The following is a 22358-nucleotide window of genomic DNA, read 5'->3' as shown; positions in this document are numbered from 1 at the left end:
ACTTCGCCTTACGGCAGTTTCAGCGTGACCGACGACTGCAGCGCCTCCGGCGTCGTCCAGGCCGAGCGCTCTCCCGCGTACGGGGTGCCGAACACGGCGGTCCCGAGGAGGAGTTGCTTCCTGGTCCCCTCGGGCGCGGTGACGGGGATGCGCACGCCCGCCGGGGCGGTCACGGTGACGGTGGTGCCGATGCGGTGGGCGGTGACGCGGTTGGCGTCGAGCGCGGCCTGCCAGGCGGCGCGGCGCTGGAGTTCGGTGCCGATGGCCCGCTGCGGCAGGTTCTCCAGCGGGGTGTTGGCGGCGAACAGGGCCGCGTAGTCGGCGAGGACCTTGTCCAGGACCGGGTAGAGGATGCGGTCCTCGGCCAGGTTGGACTGGTGGACGTAGTGCGGGCGCGGGTCGCCCGAGACGACGTGGCCGAGGGCGGTGCGCGCCTCCTGCGGGGCGATGTGCGTGTCGTAGCCGGTGGCCGTGTCCAGTGGCGCGGGCAGGCAGGTGGAGGTCGGGTCCGTCTCGCAGACGCCGCTGCCGCCGTCGGCGCGGGAGGTGTAGATCCAGTTGTACTCGTCGGTCATCTCGGCCTCGGTGCCGACGTTGTAGTACACGTTCATCGGGTGCCGGGGCACGGTGAGCGCGGCGCCCACCGCGCGCTGGCCGGGCTCGCGGGAGTTGTCGGAGGCGATCCACCTGACGCCGTTGTCGGCGAGGGCGCCCGCGAGGTGGGGGTTGTCCACCGGCTGCTGCGGCAGGGACTTCAGGCCGGAGTGCTCGCCGGTGACCAGCTCGGTGCGGTCCACGGGCAGGCCCCGGGCGACGGCCCAGTCGTGGTTGTCGCGGATCTGCGCGGCGATCTCGGCGCGGCTCGTCCACTTCACCGACCCGTCGGCGTTCTTCGCGCAGCTCCACGGCACGGTGGAGGTGTCCTGCACACAGCCGAGGTAGGGGTGGGTGTAGGTGTGGTTGATCCAGCGGTACTGGCTCCTGTCGGCGAGCAGCCGGGCGGTGAGCGCGTCCGTGCCGCCGTGTTCGGCCTTCCACTCCTCGCCGGAGCCCGCGTTGTAGACCATGTCGAGCGTGAAGCCGCGCTCCCGCTGCCACTGGGCGGCGTAGCGCGCGTCGTCGGCGGTCATGCGGATCGGCGCGGTGCCCTCGCCGTCGCCGCCCGCGCAGTCGAAGTCGCCGGGGGTGCAGTTGCGTTCGGTGTCCCAGCGGCTGTCGGGCGCGAACACGTCGTCCACGTGCACGGCGAAGTGGTTGCGCGACTGTCCGAGGTGGACGCCCTGGGTGAGCCATTCGACGATGCCGCGCGCGAGCAGCCGGAAGTGCTGCTGGTGCTGGTTGTACGCGAAGGTCACCACCAGCTCGCGGCGCCCGTCGTGCGCGTACTCCCCGACCAGGCTGCCGCGGCCCTGCCCGGCGGGCACCGGCAGGTCGACGTAGCTGGTGAAGCCGGCGCGGGGCTGCGCGACGTAGCCGTAGCTCTCCCGGGTGAGCGGTGAGTTGTCCTCGAAGGTGAACGCGCCCTCCAAGTAGTCGAAGGGCCCGGCCCGTCCGGCCTCGGTGACGGTGGCCTCGCGGCCGTCGAGGGTGCCGGCCCAGCCGCCCTCGCTGGTGTAGTCGAGGCCGACGCCGGGGTGCGCCCAGGTGTGGGCGTCGACCTGCGGAATGCCGTACGTCCGCTCGTAGGCCTCCAGGGCGGTCTGCTCGGCGGAGCCCGCGCCGAACGGTGCCTCGTTGGGCAGCACGACGCCCTGGAACTTCGCGCGCGGCCGGCCGTTGACCGTGTCGCTGAGGAAGGCCTCGGTGACGGCCGGGCGGCCCGGGTCGCCGAGGTCGACGGTGGTGTACGGCACGCCCGTGCTCCTGAGCTGGGCGGTGATCGCGCCGACGGAGCTGTCGCCGTTGTCGACGACCAGCACCCTCAGGTCGACACGGGGTGTCTCGGCGGCCGACGCGCCGGGTGCCCCCAGTCCCAGCGCCAGCAGCCCTGCGGCCGTCAGGACGACGGCGGGCCCTCTCGTACGGCCCAGAACATTCCAGCGGTGCGCACGGTGCGCCATGGCGGGTCCTCCCCCCAGGTGGTCCCCTCGCGGTCGATAAGCGGAGGATCCGTGGAAATCATGCAAAGCGGTGAGCTGACCCCTCACCCAAACGCGATGAGTATGACTCACGTCACACGCTGTGAGACCGAAAATGGCCGTGAAGCCGCCGCCGGGTGAACGCCCGCCGGGGAAGGCGGCCACGAGCGTAGGCTCGTCCCGGGTGTTCGCCGGCAGGGTGAAGGCCCCGGTCGCCACCTCACCCGCAGCCCACGCCGCACGTGGAGCTAGGGTCTGGCCTCGGACGCCCGCCGTCCGCCCGGAGGGCGGGCCGGGAGTCCCAGCCAGATCCGGGGGTCTGGCCTCGGGCCCGGTCGACCCACCCGTTCGGCCACAGCAACTTCACATCGGAAGCGAGAATTCACCACCGTGACTGCTCTCACTCTCAGCACCGCCGCGGCGCCCGGCCTGCGGGCCGACGCGATCGTGATCGGTGTCGCCAAGGGCACGGCATCCAGGTCCGGGGACCTGGTCGTCGCACCGGGCGCCGAGGCCGTGGACCACGCATACGACGGCAAGCTCGCCGGCGTCCTGGAGACCCTCGGCGCCTCCGGTGCCGAGGGCGAGGTGACGAAGCTGCCCGCGCCGTCCGGCTTCAAGGCCCCCCTCGTGGTGGCGGTGGGCCTGGGCGAGGAGCCCGGCAAGGACGACGCGGGCTCCTACGGCGCCGAGGTGCTGCGCCGGGCCGCCGGTGCCGCCGCCCGTGCCCTGGCCGGACGGGGGAAGGCCGCCTTCGCCCTGCCGGTCGCCGACGCCGCGGACGCCGGTGCCGTCGGCGAGGGCGTGCTGCTCGGCGCGTACTCCTTCGACGCGTACAAGAACGGCAAGGACGCCAAGGCGAAGGACGGCAAGGCGCCGCTCGGCGAGGCCGTCCTGCTCGGCGCCAAGCCCCGCGACAAGGCCTGCAAGGCGGCCCTGGAGCGCGCCACCGCGGTCTGCGAGGAGCTCAACCGCGCCCGCGACCTGGTCAACACCCCGCCGAACGACCTCAACCCCGAGGCGTTCGCGGCCGTCGCGCAGGCCGCGGCCAAGGAGCACGGCATCAAGGTGCAGGTGCTCGACGAGAAGGCCCTCACCAAGGGCGGCTACGGCGGCATCCTCGGCGTCGGCGCCGGCTCGGCGTCGCCGCCGCGCCTGGTGAAGCTGTCGTACACGTCCTCCAAGGCGAAGAAGCACCTGGCGTTCGTCGGCAAGGGCATCACCTACGACTCGGGCGGCATCTCGCTGAAGCCGGCCGGGCACAACGAGACGATGAAGTGCGACATGAGCGGCGCCGCCGCCGTGTTCGCCGCGGTCGTCGCCGCCGCCCGCCTGCGCCTGGACGTCAACGTCACCGGCTGGCTGGCGCTCGCCGAGAACATGCCGTCCGGCTCCGCGACCCGCCCGGGCGACGTGCTGCGCATGTACAGCGGCAAGACCGTCGAGGTGCTCAACACCGACGCCGAGGGCCGGCTCGTGCTGGCCGACGCGCTGTGGGCCGCCTCCCAGGAGAAGCCGGACGCCCTCGTGGACGTGGCGACCCTGACCGGCGCGATGATGCTGGCGCTGGGCAACCGCACCTTCGGCGTCATGGCGAACGACGACGCGTTCCGTACCGCGGTGCACGAGGCCGCCGAGGAGGCCGGCGAGGCCGCCTGGCCGATGCCGCTGCCGGAGCACCTGCGCAAGGGCATGGAGTCCCCGACCGCCGACATCGCGAACATGGGCGAGCGGATGGGCGGCGGCCTGGTCGCCGGCCTGTTCCTGCGCGAGTTCGTGGGCGAGGGCATCCCCTGGGCGCACCTCGACATCGCGGGCCCGGCGTACAACGAGGGCGGCCCGTTCGGGTACACGCCGAAGGGCGGCACGGGGTCCGCGGTGCGCACGCTGGTGCGGCTCGCGGAGCTGACGGCCGCGGGCGATCTGGGCTGACGTCCGCCCGGGAAGCCCGGGCCGGTCCGGGCTCCCGGACTCCCGGGCGAAAGGGGCGCGGGCGTCCGCGGGCCGCAGGCGGCCGGCCGCGCCCCGCGGCGCAGCCGCACATCGGCGGGACCCCGCGCCCCTTCCGGCGCCACCGGTCCCCGTGACACCTGAACGTGGGACGTCTCACACACCGGCCCCGCGTCTCCTCGGGCGCCGACAAGTGCGAAGATGGGGCTCGGCAGGACAGGGCCCCCACCGAAGGGCCGAAGCAAGAGCGGCCGGACACCAGCCGCCTGCCGGTCAGCGACGACCGGCGTACGGCGCACATGCATGGAGGACGTGACGTGGCGAACGACGCCAGCACCGTTTTCGACCTAGTGATCCTCGGCGGTGGTAGCGGTGGTTACGCCGCGGCCCTGCGCGGGGCGCAGCTGGGCCTGGACGTCGCCCTGATCGAGAAGGACAAGGTCGGCGGCACCTGCCTGCACCGGGGATGCATCCCCACCAAGGCCCTGCTGCATGCGGGCGAGATCGCCGACCAGGCGCGCGAGAGCGAGCAGTTCGGTGTGAAGGCCACCTTCGAGGGCATCGACGTCCCTGCCGTCCACAAGTACAAGGACGAGGTCGTCTCGGGCCTGTACAAGGGCCTGCAGGGCCTGATCGCCTCCCGCAAGGTGACGTACATCGAGGGTGAGGGCCGGCTCTCCTCGCCGACCTCCGTCGATGTGGGTGGCCGGCGGGTCCAGGGCCGCCACGTCCTGCTGGCGACCGGCTCCGTGCCGAAGTCGCTGCCGGGCCTGCAGATCGACGGCGACCGGATCATCTCCTCGGACCACGCCCTCGTCCTGGACCGCGTGCCGAAGTCCGCGATCATCCTGGGCGGCGGCGTCATCGGCGTCGAGTTCGCCTCCGCGTGGAAGTCCTTCGGCGCGGACGTCACCATCGTCGAGGGCATGAAGCACCTCGTCCCGGCCGAGGACGAGAACAGCTCCAAGCTGCTGGAGCGCGCGTTCCGCAAGCGCGGCATCAAGTTCAGCCTGGGCACCTTCTTCGAGAAGGCGGAGTACACCCAGGACGGTGTCAAGGTCACCCTCGCCGACGGCAAGCAGTTCGAGGCCGAGGTGCTGCTGGTGGCCGTCGGCCGCGGCCCGGTCTCGCAGGGCCTGGGCTACGAGGAGGCCGGGGTCGCCATGGACCGCGGTCACGTCCTGGTCGACGAGTACATGCGGACGAACGTCCCGACGATCTCCGCCGTCGGTGACCTGGTCCCGACGCTCCAGCTCGCCCACGTCGGCTTCGCCGAGGGCATCCTGGTGGCGGAGCGCCTGGCCGGTCTGAAGACCGTCCCGATCGACTACGACGGTGTGCCGCGGGTGACGTACTGCCACCCGGAGGTCGCCTCCGTGGGTCTCACCGAGGCCAAGGCCAAGGAGATCTACGGCGCGGACAAGGTCGTCGCTCTGAAGTACAACCTGGCGGGCAACGGCAGGAGCAAGATCCTGAAGACCGCGGGCGAGATCAAGCTCGTCCAGGTGAAGGACGGTGCGGTGGTCGGCGTCCACATGGTCGGCGACCGCATGGGTGAGCAGGTCGGCGAGGCCCAGCTGATCTACAACTGGGAGGCGCTGCCGGCCGAGGTGGCCCAGCTCGTCCACGCCCACCCGACGCAGAACGAGGCGCTCGGCGAGGCCCACCTGGCCCTCGCGGGCAAGCCGCTGCACGCGCACGACTGAGCGAGCCCTCGAACGCGACGACACAGACTTCCGCACTTCTAAGGAGCAACCGAAACCATGGCGGTTTCCGTAACCCTTCCGGCGCTCGGCGAGAGCGTCACCGAGGGCACTGTCACCCGGTGGCTGAAGGCCGAGGGTGAGCGCGTCGAGGCCGACGAGCCGCTGCTCGAGGTCTCCACCGACAAGGTCGACACCGAGATCCCCTCGCCCGCTGCCGGTGTGCTGGCCTCCATCAAGGTCGCCGAGGACGAGACGGTCGAGGTCGGCGCCGAGCTGGCCGTCATCGACGACGGCAGCGGCGCCCCCGCCGCGACGCAGGCCGTCGAGGACGTCCCCGCGCCGGCGCCCGAGCCCACCCCGCAGGCCGCCCCGTCCACGGAGCAGTCCGCCCCCGCCCCGGCCCCGACCGCCGAGGCCGCCGCCGGTGGCGGTTCGGCCGAGGGGACGGACGTGGTCCTGCCCGCGCTCGGCGAGTCGGTCACCGAGGGCACCGTCACCCGCTGGCTGAAGTCGGTCGGTGACAGCGTCGAGGCCGACGAGCCGCTGCTCGAGGTCTCCACCGACAAGGTCGACACCGAGATCCCGGCGCCCGCCGCGGGTGTGCTGCTGGAGATCGTCGTCGGCGAGGACGAGACCGCCGAGGTCGGCGCCAAGCTGGCCGTCATCGGCCAGCCGGGTTCCGCCCCGGCCGCTCCGGCCGCCCCGGAGCAGCCCGCCCCGGCCCAGGAGCAGCCCACCCCGGCCCAGGAGCAGCCCACCCCGGCCCAGGAGCAGCCCGCCCCGGCCCAGGAGCAGCCCACCCCGGCGCAGGAGCAGCCTGCCCCCGCTCCCGAGCAGCCCGCCGCCCCGGCCCCGCAGGCCCAGGCTCCGCAGGCCCCGGCGGCTCCCGCGCCGCAGCAGCAGGCCGCCCCGGCTCCCGAGCCGGCCGCACCCGCCCCCGTCACCCCGGCCCCGGCGCCCGCCGCGACCGCCGGTGACGACGGCGCCTACGTCACCCCGCTGGTGCGCAAGCTCGCCGCCGAGAACGGCGTCGACCTGGCCACCGTCAAGGGCACCGGCGTCGGCGGCCGGATCCGCAAGCAGGACGTCGTCGCCGCCGCCGAGGCCGCGAAGGCCGCCGCCGCTGCCCCGGCCCCGGCCGCCGCGCCCGCCGCGAAGAAGGCCCCCGCCCTGGAGGCCTCCCCGCTGCGCGGCCAGACCGTGAAGATGCCGCGCATCCGCAAGGTCATCGGCGACAACATGGTCAAGGCCCTGCACGAGCAGGCGCAGCTGTCCTCGGTCGTCGAGGTCGACGTCACGCGCCTGATGAAGCTGCGCGGCCGGGCCAAGGACGCGTTCGCGGCACGCGAGGGCGTCAAGCTCTCCCCGATGCCGTTCTTCGTCAAGGCCGCGGCCCAGGCGCTGAAGGCCCACCCGGTCATCAACGCCAGGATCAACGAGGCCGAGGGGACCATCACCTACTTCGACACCGAGAACATCGGTATCGCGGTGGACTCCGAGAAGGGCCTGATGACCCCGGTCATCAAGAACGCCGGCGGTCTCAACCTCGCCGGTATCGCCAAGGCCACGGCGGAGCTGGCCGGCAAGGTCCGCGCCAACAAGATCACGCCGGACGAGCTGTCCGGGGCGACCTTCACCATCTCCAACACCGGTTCGCGCGGCGCGCTGTTCGACACGATCATCGTGCCGCCGGGGCAGGTCGCGATCCTCGGCATCGGTGCCACGGTGAAGCGCCCGGCCGTCATCGAGACGGAGGAGGGTACGGTCATCGGCATCCGCGACATGACGTACCTGACGCTGTCGTACGACCACCGGCTGGTGGACGGCGCCGACGCGGCGCGTTACCTGACGGCGGTCAAGGCGATCCTGGAGGCGGGCGAGTTCGAGGTCGAGCTCGGCCTGTAACGCCGCCGGACGCGCAGTCCGATGCCCTCGCCCGCAGTCGCGGGGCGGGGGCATCGTCCTTTTCGCCGGGCACCGCACGCCCCTGTGCGCGTCTCGTCGGTCCCGCGTGTAAGTCTCGTCTCACCTGCGCTTGAGCGCCCCCGCACGCCCCTTCCCCGGGAGGGTCCCGCCGTATTGTCTAAACGTCACGCCCTCCCTAAGGAGCCCTCATGACCGCGCCCGTCGTCCACTCGCTGCGCGAGCAGATCCGCGAGCACATCCTGGAAGGGATCATCAGCGGGCGCTGGCAGCCGGGCGAGCGGATCGTGGAGCGGCGGATCGCCACCGAGCTGGAGGTCAGCCAGACCCCGGTCCGGGAGGCGCTGCGCGAGCTGGAGTCGCTGCGGCTGATCGAGTCGGCGCCCAACAAGGGCGTACGGGTGCGGAATCTGACCGCGGCCGACCTGGAGGAGAGCTACCCGGTGCGGGCCGGCCTGGAGGCCATCGCGGCGGAGCTGGCGGCGGCGCGCCTCGCGGAGGACTGCTCGGCGCTGGAGCCGCACGTCCTGGCGCTGTACGAGGCGGACCGCAGGGCGGACGGCACGGGGCAGGTGCGGCACACGGTGGCGTTCCACCGGGAGCTGGTGCGGGCGGCGGGCAACTCGGTGCTGCTGCACACCTGGGAGGGCCTGGGCATCGAGGTGTTCACGGCGCTGTCGATCCGCTGGCTGGGCACGGTCCAGCAGTCGTACGCCGAGGAGCACGAGGAGCTGGTGGCCGCGTTCAAGCGCCGTGACCCGCGTATCGCGGAGCTGGTGAAGGCGCACGTGCTGGGCTGCGCGCCTCGGCACGAAGACTGAGCGGCACCCCGCTCAGACGTCTCCCCACCTGCGAAAACCACCCCGGAACGCGGCACCCGGTGTCTTGGCCGCAGGCACCCCGTGCCGACTTTCTTGCGATCAAGGTATTTTCGCCCCGAACCCTTTGATCGATCATCGATCAGGGGGTTACAGTCGCCGACGGGCCGCGCGCGGAAGCCGCACAAACGACTCCGTGCCGCGCCTTGAGCCCTGTCCTGCCAAAGATCAAGGGCACCCCTGAACCCTTGCCGATGAGGGAACCCCCTTCGACTGAGGAAGGCGGCGACATGACCGACCCCTACGCCATCCAGCCGAGCGAGCTCGACCAGCTCCCGGACCGCGACCCCGAGGAGACTGCCGAGTGGCAGGCCTCGCTGGACGCCGTCGCCAAGGCGGCCGGGCCGCACCGTGCCGCGTACCTGATGCGCCGCACGCTGGAGCGCGCCGAGGGCGCCGGCATCGCGCTGCCGAAGCTCCTCGAGACCGACTACGTCAACACCATCCCGACCTCCGCCGAGCCCGCCGTGGACGGTGACGAGGAGATGGAGGCCCGGATCACGGCCTGGAACCGCTGGAACGCGGCGGCCATGGTGACCCGCGGCTCGACATACGGCGTCGGCGGCCACATCGCCACCTTCGCCTCGGCGGCCTGGCTGTACGAGACCGGCTTCAACCACTTCTTCAAGGGCAAGGAGGCCGACGGCTCGGGCGACCAGCTCTACATCCAGGGCCACGCCTCCCCCGGCATCTACGCCCGCGCCTTCCTCGACGGCCGGCTGAACGAGTCCCACCTGGACAACTTCCGCCGCGAGACGGGCGGCAACGGCCTGCCGTCGTACCCGCACCCGCGCCGGCTGCCCTGGCTGTGGGAGTTCCCGACGGTGTCCATGGGCCTCGGCCCGCTCTCCGCGATCTACCAGGCGCGCTTCAACCGCTACCTGACCCACCGCGGCATCAAGGACACCGCCGGCTCGCACGTGTGGGCGTTCCTCGGCGACGGCGAGATGGACGAGCCCGAGTCGACGGCGGCCCTCGCGCTCGCCGCCCGCGAGGAGCTGGACAACCTCACCTTCGTCATCAACTGCAACCTCCAGCGCCTCGACGGCCCGGTCCGCGCCAACTTCAAGATCGTGCAGGAGCTGGAGGCCCAGTTCCGCGGCGCCGGCTGGAACGTGGTCAAGACGCTGTGGGGCTCCGCGTGGGACGAACTGCTCCGGCTCGACACCACCGGCGCGCTGGTACGCCGGCTGCGCGAGGTACCGGACGCGCAGATCCAGACGTACCAGACCCGCGACGCGGCCTACATCCGCCAGGACTTCTTCGGCGCCGACCCGGCGCTGGTGGAGATGGCGAAGCTGCTGAGCGACGACAAGATCCTCGAGTGCTTCCACGTCTCGCGCGGCGGCCACGAGCCCCGCAAGGTGTACGCGGCGTACCGGGCGGCCCTCGCGCACAAGGGCGCGCCGACCGTGATCCTGGCCCAGACGGTCAAGGGCCACACCCTCGGTGAGGGCTTCGCGTCGAAGAACGCCAACCACCAGATGAAGAAGCTGTCGGTGGACGAGTTCAAGGCCATGCGCGACCGCCTCGGCCTGCCGATCAAGGACAGCGACTTCGTCGACGGCGTGGTCCCCTACGGCCACCCGGGCGCCGACTCGCCCGAGGTCCGCTACCTCCAGGAGCGCCGCGCCGCCCTCGGCGGCCCGGCCCCGGCGCGCCGTGTGCACCCGGTCGCGCCGCTGCCCGCGCCCGCCGAGAAGGCCTTCACGTCCTTCGACAAGGGCTCCGGTTCGCAGAACGTGGCCACCACCATGGCCTTCGTCCGCCTGGTCAAGGACCTGGTCCGCGACAAGGAGACCGGGAAGCGCTGGGTGCCGATCGTCCCCGACGAGGCGCGCACCTTCGGCATGGAGAGCCTCTTCCCGTCCCTCGGGATCTACTCGCCCAAGGGCCAGACGTACGAGCCGGTCGACCGCGACCAGCTGATGTACTACAAGGAGGCCACGAACGGCCAGATCCTCAACGAGGGGATCACCGAGGCCGGTTCGATGGCCGACTTCATCGCCGCCGCCACGTCGTACGCGACGCACGGCGAGCCGATGATCCCCTTCTACATCTTCTACTCGATGTTCGGCTGGCAGCGCACGGCCGACCAGATGTGGCAGCTCGGCGACCAGCTCGGCCGCGGCTTCCTCATCGGCGCCACGGCGGGCCGTACGACGCTGACCGGTGAGGGCCTGCAGCACGCCGACGGCCACTCCCCCGTCATCGCCGCGACCAACCCGGCCGCGCTGACGTACGACCCGGCGTTCGCCTACGAGGTCGCCGCCATCGTCAAGGACGGCCTGCGCCGCATGTACGGCGAGCCGGCCCCGGGCGAGGACCAGGACGTCTTCTACTACCTGACGGTCTACAACGAGCCGCTGCCGCAGCCCGCCAAGCCGTCCGTGCCCGGCATCGACGAGGGCATCGTCAAGGGCCTGTACCGCTTCAACACGGCGGAGTCGGCGGGCCTGATCCCGGTGGCGAACGCGCCGCGCATCCAGCTGCTCGGCTCCGGTACGGCGATCCACTGGGCGCTCAGGGCGCAGCGGATGCTGTGCGAGGAGTGGGGCGTGGCCGCCGACGTGTGGTCGGCGACGTCCTGGGGCGAGCTGCGCCGTGACGCGCTGGAGGCCGACGAGGCGCTGCTGCGCGGCGAGGAGCGGGTGCCGTTCGTCCGCCGGGCGCTGCAGGGCGCCGAGGGTCCGGTGCTGGCGGTGTCCGACTACATGCGTCAGGTCCCGGACCAGATCGCGCAGTGGGTCGAGCAGGACTGGTCGTCGCTGGGCGCCGACGGCTTCGGCCTGTCGGACACCCGGGACGCGGCCCGCCGCCACTTCGGCGTGGACGCGGAGTCGATCGTCGTCGCCGCCCTGGCCCAGCTCGCCCGGCGCGGCGAGGTCAAGGCGACGGCCGTGAAGGAGGCGCGCGAGCGCTACGGCCTGTAGGTCGCGGTGTGTTCCGGGAGGCCCTCGCTCCGGCGGGGGCCTCCTGCATGATGTGGGGCATGCGTGCTGCCCGGCTGATCAAGATGGTGCTGCTGCTCCAGTCCCGGCCCTCGATGACCGCCGCCGAGCTGGCGCGGGAGCTTGAGGTGTCGGAGCGGACCGTCACCCGGGACGCGCAGGCGCTGTCGGAGGCGGGCGTGCCGGTGTACGCGGACCGGGGCCGGGCCGGTGGCTACCGGCTGGTCGGCGGGTACCGGACGCGGCTGACGGGCCTGCACCGCAGCGAGGCCGAGGCGCTGTTCCTGTCGGGGGTGCCGGGGGCGCTGCGCGAGATGGGCCTGGAGGACGCGGCGTCGGCGGCCCGGCTGAAGGTGTCGGCGGCGCTGCTGCCGTCGCTGCGGGACGCCTCGCGCACGGCGGCGCAGCGGTTCCACCTGGACGCGCCGAACTGGTTCCGGGAGCCCCGGACGCCGCGGCTGCTGCCCGCGGTCGCGGACGCGGTGTGGGACGACCGGCGGATCACGGCGCGCTACCGGCGCGGGGAGGACGAGGTCGTCCGGGAGCTGGAGCCGTACGGGCTCGTCCTCAAGGCCGGGGTCTGGTACCTGTGCGCGCGGGTGGCGGGCGGTGCGTCGTTCCGGGTGTACCGGATCGACCGGTTCACGTCGGTGGAGGCCGGTGCGGAGCGGTTCGCGCGGGAGGAGGACTTCGATCTTCCGGCGTTCTGGGAGGAGCGGGCGGAGCAGTTCGCGCGGTCGCTGCTGCGGGCGGACGTCCTGGTGCGGCTGTCCCCGGCGGGGGTGCGCAGACTGCCGTACGCGATGGACCCGCTGCCCGCGCGGGAGGCGCTGGGCACGGCGGGCGAACCGGACGGCGACGGCTGGGTCACGGTGACGCTGGCGGTGGAGTCGGAGGACGTCGCCCACACGCAGCTGGCGGCGCTCGGGCCGGAGGTGGAGGTCCTCGCGCCCGGGACGCTGCGGGCGCGGTTCGCGGCGGACGCGCGGCGGCTGGCGGCGCTGTACGGGATGTGACGATCCGCGGCCGGCCGGCGCCGTACGGCACATAACGATCCGCCGCACTCCGCGTGCGGCGGATGCGCCGAGGGCCGATGCTGGACCCGTGATGGACGAGACGGAGTTCTGGCAGCTGGTGGACGACGCCCGGGAGGCCGCCGACGGCGATCCCGAGGAGCAGGCCGACCAGCTCGTGGAGCGGCTGCTGGGCCTCGACCCGGAAGCGGTCCTGGACTTCGCCCGCCATTTCGAGGTGCGCTACAACCGCGCCTACCGCTGGGACCTGTGGGGCGCGGCCTGGGTGCTGCTGGACGGCGCGAGCGACGACGCCTTCGACTTCTTCCGGTGCTGGCTGATCGGCCAGGGGCGCGAGGTGTTCGAGGGGGCGCTGCACGACCCGGACGCGCTGGCCGACCTGCTGGACGACTTCGACGAGGAGCTGGACGGGGACGCCGAGGAGCTGGGTTACGCGGCGGACGAGGCGTACGAGCAGCTCACCGGTGCCGTCGCGCCGGACCTGGACATCCCGCCGCCGCCCGCCGAGCCGGAGGGCACGCCGGTCGACTTCGAGGACGAGCGGGCGCTGGCCGAGCGGTATCCCCGGCTGTGGGACCGGTTCCGGGCCTGACGGCGGCTCACGGCCTGCCCTGCAACCGGGCCGCCTGTCCGCGGATCGCGGGGAGGCGGGCGGTGAGTTCGGCGCCGGGGCAGCTGGTCATGTAGCCGTCGTTGTGGCCGGCGACGGCGGGCAGGGAGGCGGTGGCCCCAGCCGCGTACCGGCTGTGGCCGCTCGTGGAGACCAGCTCGACCATGGCGCGCGGGTCGGTGCCGGACGGGCCGAGTTTCCAGGCGGCCAGCGCGGCGATCGCGTCGGTGACCTCCTGCGGCACGGGGGTGCCCGCGGTGAAGGTGCCGAGGGCGGCGATGCCGGTGGTGCGGTGGTTGAAGCCCTGGGTGTGGGCGCCGGTGACGGCCCGGGCGACGCCTCCGGCGCGGCCCTCGTAGACGGTGCCGCAGCGGTCGACGACGAAGTTGTAGCCGATGTCGTCCCAGTCGCGGGCGCCGGTCTGGCCGGTGTAGAGGCCGCGCAGGATGCGGGGGGTGTCGGCGCAGTCGTAGTCGTTGGGCGTGTCCGTGTGGTGGACGAACACGGCGAGGACCTTGTCGTCGTAGCGCGGCCGGGGCTGCGGGCGGGCGGCGTCGCCCAGCCAGGCGGAGCGCGGCACGATGTGCGGCCGGGGGGCGTGGTACGGCGCGGCGGGGCGGGCCGTGGGGGCGGCGGGGTGCCGGTCGACGCCGTGCGCGCACAGCAGCAGCGCCGCGACGGCGGTGAGCCCGGGCAGCCAGCGCAGCGGCGCCCGGACGGTGCCCGGCAGGGCGGGGGCCCGGCCCGCGCGCGGCTGCCGTGCCCCTCGCGCGCTTCGGACGACACGCATGGTCCCACTGTCGGGCCGATCCGCCCGGCCCGCGCGGCGGGGCGTGCCACCCGTGGAACCGCGTCCCGGTCCTCGGCGTTCCGCCTCGCGTACCCGCGCGTGGCCCGGCCCGTGCGCACGGGGCGTGCCGGTGCCGTCGTGTCCGACCGCGCGCACGCGCGCGTGGCCGGTCGCCGGGGCCGGGCTGCCGTGGTTCGCGGGGGACGGCCGTGCGCACGCGCGCGTGGCCGGTCCGCAGGTCGCCGGCCGCCGGAGCGTCACCGTCCCCCTGTGCGCACGCGCGTGTGGCCGGCTGCCGGCGGCTTTCCGCGAATGGGTGATCAAGTGATCAACGAGAGCCCTGCCGGGCGGCGGTCAGTCGTCGAGCGGGACCAGGGACTGCCCCATCAGCACGTCGTCGACGTAGGTGCCGTCCAGGCAGAACTCCTCCGGCTGGACGCCCTCGACGACGAAGCCCTCGGACTCGTACAGCTTGCGGGCCGTGGTGTTGTGGCCCAGGACGCGCAGGGTGATGCGGCGGGCGCCGAGGCGGCGGGCCTCCTCGACGGCGGCCCGGACCAGGGCCCGGCCGACGCCCAGGCCGCGGGCCTCCTCGGCGACGGCGAGGCCGCGGATCTGCCGGACGTGCGCGTTGGAGGCGAGCTCGGTGGGGAAGCCGAGGCGCACGTAGCCCACGACGCGGCCGGCGAGTTCGGCGACGAGGTGGTCGCGCGGCCCGCAGCGCTCGCGGAAGAACGGCTCCGGGTGCTCGGGGCGCGGGGTGACGGCGTGCAGGTGCGACCAGGTGGCCAGGTCGAGCCGCGCGAGCGCGTCCTCGTCGGCGAGGGTGGCGTGGCGTATGGACGGATGCGGCATGACGGTCACTGTACGGCGCACGCCGCGCAGTTCGTCGGCTGTTTTTCGCGGGCGGAGCGGGCACGATGGGCGCATGGCAGCTTCCCGTATCGCGGTGGCCGGCGCGTCCGGTCTCGTCGGCAGCGCCCTGGTGCGGTCCCTGACCGCGGACGGGCACGAGGTGGTGCGCCTGGTGCGCCGGGCGCCCCGGGCGGCGGACGAGGTGCGGTGGGACCCGGGGCGGCGGTCCGTGGACGCGGCGGGGCTCGCCGGGTGCGACGCGGTGGTCAACCTGGCCGGGGCCGGGATCGGCGACCGCCGCTGGACGCGCGCGTACAAGGAGAAGATCCGCTCCAGCCGGGTGGACGGGACGGCGGCGCTCGCCGGGGCGCTGGCCGCGCTGGACCCGGGGACGCGGCCGCGGGTGTTCGTGAACGGCAGCGCGATCGGCTTCTACGGGGACACCGGCGACCGAGCCGTGGACGAGAGCGCGCCCCCGGGCGAGGGGTTCCTGCCGTCGCTGTGCGTGGAGTGGGAGGCGGCGGTGGCGCCCGCGCGGGAGGCGGGCGTGCGGACGGTGCTGGCCCGCACCGGGCTGGTGGTGGCCCGCGGTGGAGGTGCGTGGGGGCGGCTGTTCCCGCTGTTCCGGGCGGGGCTCGGGGGACGGCTGGGCGACGGGCGGCAGTACTGGTCGTTCGTCGCGCTGCACGACGAGGTGGCGGCGCTGCGCCATCTGCTGGACACCGACGGCCTGTCGGGGCCCTTCAACCTGACCGCGCCGCACCCGGTGACGAACCGCGAGGTGACCGCGGCGATGGGGCGGGTGCTGCGCCGGCCGACGCCGTTCGCGGTGCCCGCGCCGGTGCTGCGGGGGGTGCTCGGGGAGATGGCCGGGGACGTGCTGGGCAGTGCGCGGGTGCTGCCGGCGCGGCTGCTGGAGTCGGGGTTCCGGTTCGCGTTCCCCGAGGTGGAGGAGGCGATCCGGGCGGCGCTGTGAGGCGGGCGCCGGGGCGGCGGGGCCGCGGCCGGGCATGCGACCGGCGTGCGCCCGTGCCCTGTGCGTGCGCGACTCCGCGGGGCGGGACGCGGGCCTAATCTCGAGCCGGACTCGGGTATCCCTGGAGCCGGTTGGGGGCATGACGTCTCCAGCTGTCGCGCAACCTCGAGGAGGGGCACGTGCTTGAGCCCGTGAATCAGGCCGACGTCGTCGTCGTGGGAGCCGGGGTCGCCGGGCTCGCGGCGGCGCACCGGCTGACCGGCGCAGGAGTGTCGACCGTGGTACTGGAGGCCGCCCACGGGGTCGGCGGCCGGATGGCGACGGAGAAGGTCGACGGCTTCAGGCTCGACAGAATCGGGCAGCTGCTGTCCACGGCGTATCCGGCGCTGCGGCTGACGCCGGGTCTGGACGGGCTGGTGCTGCGCCCGTTCGCGCCGGGGGTGCTGCTGCACAGCGACGGGCGGCACCACCGCGCCGGCGCCCAGACCGGCGCAGGGGGCGCACGGGGCGCACTCCACGCGGTGCGCGCCCTCGCGGGCACCCCCAGGTCGGTACCGGCGCCCAGGAGGCCGGTCCCGGCCGCCGGGACGGCCGGGCGGCCCGACGCCGTGCCGCGCAGCCGGGCCGGCGCCCCGCTCGGCGGCGCCATGGACCAGGCGCGGCTCGGCTCCGCGCTGTCCCGGCTCGCGGGCACGCCCGTGGAACGGCTGCTGGTGCGGCCCGAGTCGCCGGCCGCCGAGGCCCTCGCGGCGCGCGGCCTGCCCGCCCGCACCGTCGACGGGTTCCTCAGGCCGCTGCTCGCGGCCCTGCTGTGCGACCCTGAGCTGAGCACGTCCAGTCGGTGCGCGGACCTCGCCCTGCGGGCCTTCGCGGCCGGGCGGCTGTGCCTGCCGGAGGGCGGCGCGGACGCGCTGCCCGAGCTGCTGGCGGGGTCGCTGCCGCCCGGCACGGTGCACACCGGGACGCGGGTGACCGCGGTGTCCACGACGTCGGTGACGACGGCCGAGCACGGCGAGATCCGCTGCCGCGCGGTGCTGGTGGCGACGGACGCGCGGGCCGCGGCCGAGCTGCTGCCCGGCCTGCGGGTGCCGGGCTTCCATCCGGTGACGGTGCTGCACCACACCACCGAGGAGCCGCCGCCCACGGGCGCGTCCCTGGTGCTGGACGCGGACCGGGGCGGCCCCGTGGCGCACACGGCGGTGGTCAGCCGCGTGGACCCGTCCCGCGCGCCGGCCGGCCGGGCGCTGGTGACGTCGACGGTCCTCGGCGCACCGCCGCCGGACGTGGACACCGCCGTCCGCGCGCACCTGGCCCGGCTGTACGGCACGTCGACCGCGGGCTGGGAGACGCTCGCCGTGCACCACACGCGCGAGGCGGTCCCGGCGATGGGCGCCCCGCACGACCTGTGCCGGCCGGTCCGTCTCCTGGCGGGGCTCTACGTGTGCGGCGACCACCGGGACACCAGCACGGTCCAGGGCGCGCTGCACTCGGGCGGACGGGCGGCGGCGGCCGTCCTGACGGACTTGGGCGCGGGCGGTCCGATGCACGCGGCGGAACCGCCGCGGACGATGCGCCCGGCGGCGTGAGCCGTGCGGTGACGGCCGGTCCGGGACTTTCCGGACCGGCCGTCACCGCAGTCAGTTCAGGGCCGCCACCCGGTCCCGGTAGCCCCGGACCGGGGCCGCGTCCTTGTAGGGCTCCAGGCGGCGCTCGAAGTCCCTGACGTACTCCACGGCGCGCACCGAGCGCATCTCCGCCGCCTGGCCCGCCGCCTCCGCGGCGAGCCGGCAGGCCTCGTCGAGTTCGCCGAGACCGAGGCGGGCGGTGGCCAGGACCACCTTGCAGAACACGCGGCTGCGGGCGTAGACGGGGGCGCGCAGTTGCAGCGAGCGCTCGGCGTGCTGGGCGGCGGCGCGGAACTGCTGGAGGTCCCGGTGGCAGTGCCCGAACTCGTCGGCGAGCTGCGCCTCGTCGAAGAACCGCGCCCAGTGCGGTACGTCGTCGCCGGGCCGGGCGGTCTCCAGCGCGCGCTCGGCCCGTACGAGGGAGGCGGTGCAGGCGCGCACCTCGCCGAGGACGCCGTGCGCGCGGGCCTCGGCGGCGTGCAGCAGCGCCTGGAGGGTGGGCGGCACGGTGGTCCCGACGCCCTGCTGCGCCACGCGCGCGAGCTGGACGGCCTCCCGGCCGTGGCCGAGGTAGACGGCCTGCCGGCTCATGGTGACCAGCACGTACGCGCCGTAGGCCCGGTCCGCCGCCGCCTGTGCGAGCCGCAGCGCCTGCACGAAGTAGCGCTGCGCGAGCCCGTGCGCGGCGATGTCGTACGACGTCCAGCCGGCGAGCCGGGTCAGGTCGGCCGCCGCCGCGAACAGCCGGCGCCCGGCCTGCTCGCCGTAGCTGCCGCGCAGCATGGGCTCGCACTCGTGCTCCAGGTAGCGCACGAGGGCCTGGCGGGCGTGGCCGCCGCCGTACATGTCGTCCAGGGTGCGGAACAGCTCCCCGACGGAGCGGAGCGCGGCGATGTCACCGCCGGTGACCCGCTGGCCGGGGGTGCGGTCGGTCCGGCCGCGCCGGCCGGACAGGGCGGCGGCCGATTCGGGTCCGGCCGGGCGGCCCTGGGCGGGTACCCGGGCGGGTGCCTCGCCGCGGGCGACCTTCTCGTCGGGGCGGCCGATCAGCCAGTCGCGGCTGGGCACGACGAGCCCCGCCGGGGTGAAGGCGATCTTGCGGAGTTCGGCGTGGCTGCCGGAGTCCTTGCGCCACAGCCCGCTGACGATGTCGACGGCCTCCTCGGGGGTGGCGGCGAACTCCAGCCCGGCGTAGACGGGGGCGCAGGCGTCGAGCCCGAGGTCCTGCGCGGTGAGCCTGCGGCCGAGGCGGCGGGTGAACACCTCGGCGATCAGGGCGGGGGTGGTGCCGCGCGGCTGCTGGCCGCGCAGCCACCGGGTGACGGACGTCTTGTCGTATCTGAGGTCCAGTCCGTGTTCGAGACCGAGCTGGTCGACGCGACGGGCCAGACCTGCGTGGGAGAATCCCGCTTCTGCGATGAGCGCGGCGAGCTGGCGGTTGGGAGTGCGCTGCGCGGGTCGTTCCGTCATCTGCGGTGCGGTCTCCTGCCTTCCGGGACGAAGTGCCCGGATTGCCTGTGAGCAGCCCTTATGGCCTCATGGTCGGCGCGAATGTAGCGGAGAGTAGCCAGGCGATTGCAGTTTTTTTCGAGCATTCATCCGATCGTGTGAGGATTGACCGCGAGGCTGACGACCGGAGGCGGTCGTACAGTGGCGTAGGCATGTTTCGTGCCTTACGACCTTCTAGGGAGGCGCTTGCCGTGAGTGAGCTGCGGTTCGTCCGCATGGGTTTCGGTGCCGAGGCCGTGGACTACCGGGTGGCGTGGGACGAGCAGCGCCGGGTGCACGCGGCGCGCTTCGAGGACCGCGTCCCCGACACCGTGCTGCTGCTGGAGCACCTTCCGGTGTATACGGCGGGCCGCCGCACGGAGGACAGCGAACGCCCCCTCGACGGCACGCCGGTCATCGACGTGGACCGCGGCGGCAAGATCACCTGGCACGGCCCCGGCCAGCTCGTCGGCTACCCGATCCAGAAGCTGCCGCGCCCGGTGGACGTCGTGGCGCACGTGCGCCGCCTGGAGGACGCCCTGATCCGCACGTGCGCCGACTTCGGCCTGGAGACGACCCGGGTCGAGGGCCGCAGCGGCGTGTGGGTGCTCGGCGACCCGGTCGAGCAGCGCCCCGCGCTCGGCGGGCTGTCCCTGGACTTCGACCCGCGCCTGCACGACGACGAGTTCGACCCGCGCCTGAACGGCCCCGAGTACGCCCCGTCCAACGCCGGCCAGCGCCGCGAGGACCGCAAGATCGCGGCCATCGGCATCCGGGTCGCCAAGGGCGTCACGATGCACGGCTTCGCACTGAACGTGAACCCCGACAACAAGTGGTTCGACAAGATCATCCCGTGCGGCATCCGCGACGCGGGGGTCGCCTCCCTCGCCGGCGAACTGGGCCGCGACGTGACGATCGAGGAGGTCCTGCCGGTCGTCGAGCGGCACCTGAGGGATGTCCTGGAGAACGCGGACCTCAAGCCGCGCGTGATCGACAGGACACCGGCAGCCGCCGGTCCGTCCGGCGCCTGAGGACGGGGCCGTCCGGGCCGCGGCGCGGGCCCGGGGCGGCAGCCCTCACCCAGGCCCGCACCCGCGCCGGGCAGGAAATCAACGGGCGTACCCTGGTGGACGCCGAGGAATCAATCGCTAGGGAGCCAGCCGTGTCCGCAGTCGCACCCGACGGACGCAAGATGCTGCGCCTGGAGGTCCGCAACAGCCAGACCCCCATCGAGCGCAAGCCCGAGTGGATCAAGACCCGGGCGAAAATGGGTCCCGAGTACACGAAGATGCAGAACCTCGTCAAGAGCGAGGGGCTGCACACGGTGTGCCAGGAAGCCGGCTGCCCGAACATCTACGAGTGCTGGGAGGACCGCGAGGCGACCTTCCTCATCGGCGGCGACCAGTGCACCCGGCGCTGCGACTTCTGCCAGATCGACACCGGCAGGCCCGAGGCCCTCGACCGCGACGAGCCGCGCCGGGTGGGCGAGTCCGTGGTCGCCATGGACCTCAACTACGCCACCATCACCGGCGTCGCCCGCGACGACCTCGAGGACGGCGGCGCCTGGCTGTACGCCGAGACCGTGCGCCAGATCCACCGGCAGACCGCGGACCGCGAGGCCGGCCGCACCAAGGTCGAACTGCTCGCCCCCGACTTCAACGCCGTCCCGGAGCAGCTGGCCGAGGTCTTCTCCTCCCGCCCCGAGGTCTTCGCGCACAACGTCGAGACGGTTCCGCGGATCTTCAAGCGCATCCGCCCCGGCTTCCGCTACGAGCGTTCCCTCCGCGTCATCACCGCCGCCCGCGACCACGGCCTGGTCACCAAGTCGAACCTGATCCTCGGCATGGGCGAGACCCGCGAGGAGGTCAGCGACGCGCTGCGGCAACTGCACGACGCGGGCTGCGAGCTGGTCACCATCACGCAGTACCTGCGTCCGTCGGTGCGTCACCACCCGGTCGAGCGCTGGGTGAAGCCGCACGAGTTCGTGGAGCTGAAGGAGGAGGCCGAGCAGATCGGCTTCTCCGGCGTGATGTCCGGCCCGCTGGTGCGGTCCTCCTACCGCGCCGGGCGGCTTTACCGCATGGCGATCGAGCAGCGCCATGCGGCCGCTCCGCAGCAGGACGGCGCCCGGATCGCCGCGCAGGCCGTCTGACACGCCGTCACCCGCCCGTACTCACACGGCCCGTGGCGAGCGTGTGAATTCCCGCACAAGCGGCTACCTGCCGGTAGTGACCGGTGGGACGCGGCCCCGACCGTCCTCCCAGTTGAGGACGTACGTCGGGGCCGCGTCCGTGTTCCGGGGCGCCACATCGGGGCTTCATGGGTGTTTGACCGGCCGGTCACGCCCTGGTAACACCAATCAGTGACCCTGGTTTCACAGGTCGTACACCCACTGTCGTTGCCGTTCCGAGGGGGGACCTCCACCATGCAGGCCGCGCCCGACCGCGCCACCGCCATTCCGTCGTTCGGCACCGCGCTGCGTGCCGTCGAGTCGCTGCTGCTGAGCAGCGGCCAGCGCACCGCCCGCCGCAACGCCTGGACCGCCGTGCTGGAGGACCGTCGCCGCGCCCAGGACCGGGTCGAGGCGCAGCGCGTCCTCGAGCAGACCGTGTCCGGCCGCGCCTGATCCTCCGCGCCCCGTCGCCCGGCCCCCGCGCCCGCGTCCCGCCGGGGCACCGCCGTCGTAGGCGCTCGACGGGGCACGTAGACTTCGTGCCATGGCGAGGAAGGAAACCGCGGCGGACGCCGCGAACCCCGGGCGACTGAAGCAGATTGCCCTGACCTACAAGATGACCCGCAGGGCCGACAAGAAGATCGGTCTTGTACTCGCGGCAGTGGGAATCGTCACCTTCGGTGTCTTCCTCGCGATCGGGTTCTTGATCGGTCACCCGATCTATCTCGGCATCCTGGGCCTCCTGCTCGCCTTGCTCGCCACGGCGATCGTGTTCGGGCGCCGGGCCGAGCGGGCCGCCTTCGGGCAGATGGAGGGCCAGCCGGGCGCCGCGGCGGCCGTACTGGACAACATCGGCCGGGGCTGGACCACCACCCCCGCCGTGGCGATGAACCGCAGCCAGGACGTGGTGCACCGCGCCGTCGGCAAGGCCGGCATCGTGCTGGTCGCCGAGGGCAACCCGAACCGGGTGAAGGGCCTGCTGGCCGCCGAGAAGAAGAAGATGAACCGCATCGTGGCCGACGTACCGGTGCACGACCTGATCGTCGGCACCGGCGAGGGCCAGGTCGAGCTGAAGAAGCTGCGCACCACCATGCTGAAGCTGCCGCGCGTGCTGACCGGCCCGCAGGTCACCGCGACCAACGACCGGCTGCGCGCGCTGGGCGACTTGATGAGCAACATGCCGCTGCCGAAGGGGCCCATGCCGAAGGGCATGAAACTGCCGAAGGGCGGACCGAAGGCCCGCTGACGCACGTCGTCCCGTCATACCGCGCACGGCGAAGGGGCGCCCGGATCACTCCGGGCGCCCCTTCGCCGTGTCTCG

At 73.5% G+C, this 22358-nt stretch carries 17 protein-coding genes; 13 read left to right on the top strand and 4 right to left on the bottom strand.

Features of this window, described 5'->3' with window-relative positions:
- Nucleotides 1-8: 8 nt before the first annotated feature.
- Nucleotides 9-2060: a hypothetical protein gene (locus tag AB0M97_RS14865; protein ID WP_365961245.1), complete on the bottom strand. Its 2052-nt coding sequence runs from the start codon at nt 2058-2060 to the stop codon at nt 9-11.
- 408 nt (nt 2061-2468) lie between these two features.
- On the opposite strand from AB0M97_RS14865, the gene AB0M97_RS14860 reads away from it, so the two are divergent.
- The 7 genes from AB0M97_RS14860 to AB0M97_RS14830 all read left to right on the top strand — a co-directional run bounded on the left by AB0M97_RS14860 (nt 2469) and on the right by AB0M97_RS14830 (nt 13112).
- Nucleotides 2469-4010, top strand: a complete 1542-nt coding sequence (locus AB0M97_RS14860) for a leucyl aminopeptidase (protein WP_365961244.1) — start codon at nt 2469-2471, stop codon at nt 4008-4010.
- Between the two features lie 335 nt (nt 4011-4345).
- Nucleotides 4346-5734: a dihydrolipoyl dehydrogenase gene (lpdA, locus tag AB0M97_RS14855; protein WP_365961243.1), complete on the top strand. Its 1389-nt coding sequence runs from the start codon at nt 4346-4348 to the stop codon at nt 5732-5734.
- Nucleotides 5735-5791: 57 nt separating this feature from the next.
- Complete coding sequence (gene sucB / locus AB0M97_RS14850; protein WP_365961242.1) at nt 5792-7639, top strand: 2-oxoglutarate dehydrogenase, E2 component, dihydrolipoamide succinyltransferase; 1848 nt, start codon at nt 5792-5794, stop codon at nt 7637-7639.
- Between the two features lie 209 nt (nt 7640-7848).
- Nucleotides 7849-8478, top strand: coding sequence for a GntR family transcriptional regulator (locus tag AB0M97_RS14845; protein ID WP_365961241.1), 630 nt, complete (start codon nt 7849-7851; stop codon nt 8476-8478).
- A gap of 287 nt (nt 8479-8765) precedes the next feature.
- Nucleotides 8766-11468 carry a pyruvate dehydrogenase (acetyl-transferring), homodimeric type gene (aceE, locus tag AB0M97_RS14840; RefSeq protein ID WP_365961240.1) on the top strand — a complete coding sequence of 901 codons (2703 nt, stop codon included), beginning with the start codon at nt 8766-8768 and terminating at the stop codon, nt 11466-11468.
- Nucleotides 11469-11527: 59 nt separating this feature from the next.
- On the top strand, nt 11528-12502 hold the full coding sequence (locus AB0M97_RS14835) for a WYL domain-containing protein (protein ID WP_365961239.1): 975 nt from the start codon (nt 11528-11530) through the stop codon (nt 12500-12502).
- Nucleotides 12503-12593: 91 nt separating this feature from the next.
- Nucleotides 12594-13112, top strand: coding sequence for a DUF4240 domain-containing protein (locus tag AB0M97_RS14830; RefSeq protein WP_365961304.1), 519 nt, complete (start codon nt 12594-12596; stop codon nt 13110-13112).
- Between the two features lie 7 nt (nt 13113-13119).
- Here the strand turns inward: AB0M97_RS14830 and AB0M97_RS14825 are convergent, their stop codons facing one another.
- Complete coding sequence (locus tag AB0M97_RS14825; RefSeq protein WP_365961238.1) at nt 13120-13920, bottom strand: peptidoglycan recognition protein; 801 nt, start codon at nt 13918-13920, stop codon at nt 13120-13122.
- 354 nt (nt 13921-14274) lie between these two features.
- The gene (locus AB0M97_RS14820; RefSeq protein WP_365961237.1) at nt 14275-14775 is read right to left on the bottom strand and encodes a GNAT family N-acetyltransferase; all 501 of its coding nucleotides are present in this window, start codon (nt 14773-14775) and stop codon (nt 14275-14277) included.
- Nucleotides 14776-14848: 73 nt separating this feature from the next.
- On the opposite strand from AB0M97_RS14820, the gene AB0M97_RS14815 reads away from it, so the two are divergent.
- Both AB0M97_RS14815 and AB0M97_RS14810 read left to right on the top strand, forming a co-directional pair.
- Nucleotides 14849-15751 carry a TIGR01777 family oxidoreductase gene (locus AB0M97_RS14815; RefSeq protein WP_365961236.1) on the top strand — a complete coding sequence of 301 codons (903 nt, stop codon included), beginning with the start codon at nt 14849-14851 and terminating at the stop codon, nt 15749-15751.
- 179 nt (nt 15752-15930) lie between these two features.
- Nucleotides 15931-17337: an NAD(P)/FAD-dependent oxidoreductase gene (locus AB0M97_RS14810; protein ID WP_365961235.1), complete on the top strand. Its 1407-nt coding sequence runs from the start codon at nt 15931-15933 to the stop codon at nt 17335-17337.
- 51 nt (nt 17338-17388) lie between these two features.
- Here the strand turns inward: AB0M97_RS14810 and AB0M97_RS14805 are convergent, their stop codons facing one another.
- Nucleotides 17389-18846 carry a regulator gene (locus AB0M97_RS14805; RefSeq protein ID WP_365961234.1) on the bottom strand — a complete coding sequence of 486 codons (1458 nt, stop codon included), beginning with the start codon at nt 18844-18846 and terminating at the stop codon, nt 17389-17391.
- Nucleotides 18847-19076: 230 nt separating this feature from the next.
- On the opposite strand from AB0M97_RS14805, the gene lipB reads away from it, so the two are divergent.
- The 4 genes from lipB to AB0M97_RS14785 all read left to right on the top strand — a co-directional run bounded on the left by lipB (nt 19077) and on the right by AB0M97_RS14785 (nt 22283).
- Nucleotides 19077-19895 carry a lipoyl(octanoyl) transferase LipB gene (lipB, locus tag AB0M97_RS14800; RefSeq protein WP_365961233.1) on the top strand — a complete coding sequence of 273 codons (819 nt, stop codon included), beginning with the start codon at nt 19077-19079 and terminating at the stop codon, nt 19893-19895.
- 131 nt (nt 19896-20026) lie between these two features.
- Complete coding sequence (lipA, locus tag AB0M97_RS14795) at nt 20027-21016, top strand: lipoyl synthase (protein ID WP_365961232.1); 990 nt, start codon at nt 20027-20029, stop codon at nt 21014-21016.
- A gap of 273 nt (nt 21017-21289) precedes the next feature.
- Nucleotides 21290-21490 carry a hypothetical protein gene (locus AB0M97_RS14790; RefSeq protein ID WP_365961231.1) on the top strand — a complete coding sequence of 67 codons (201 nt, stop codon included), beginning with the start codon at nt 21290-21292 and terminating at the stop codon, nt 21488-21490.
- A gap of 91 nt (nt 21491-21581) precedes the next feature.
- On the top strand, nt 21582-22283 hold the full coding sequence (locus tag AB0M97_RS14785) for a DUF4191 domain-containing protein (protein ID WP_365961230.1): 702 nt from the start codon (nt 21582-21584) through the stop codon (nt 22281-22283).
- The last annotated feature ends 75 nt before the right edge of the window (nt 22284-22358 follow it).

Source organism: Streptomyces sp. NPDC051207 (assembly GCF_040682395.1).
GTDB lineage: Bacteria > Actinomycetota > Actinomycetes > Streptomycetales > Streptomycetaceae > Streptomyces.
Note: the sequence above shows the minus strand (reverse complement) of the source record. Positions and strands in the feature narration are given on the sequence as shown.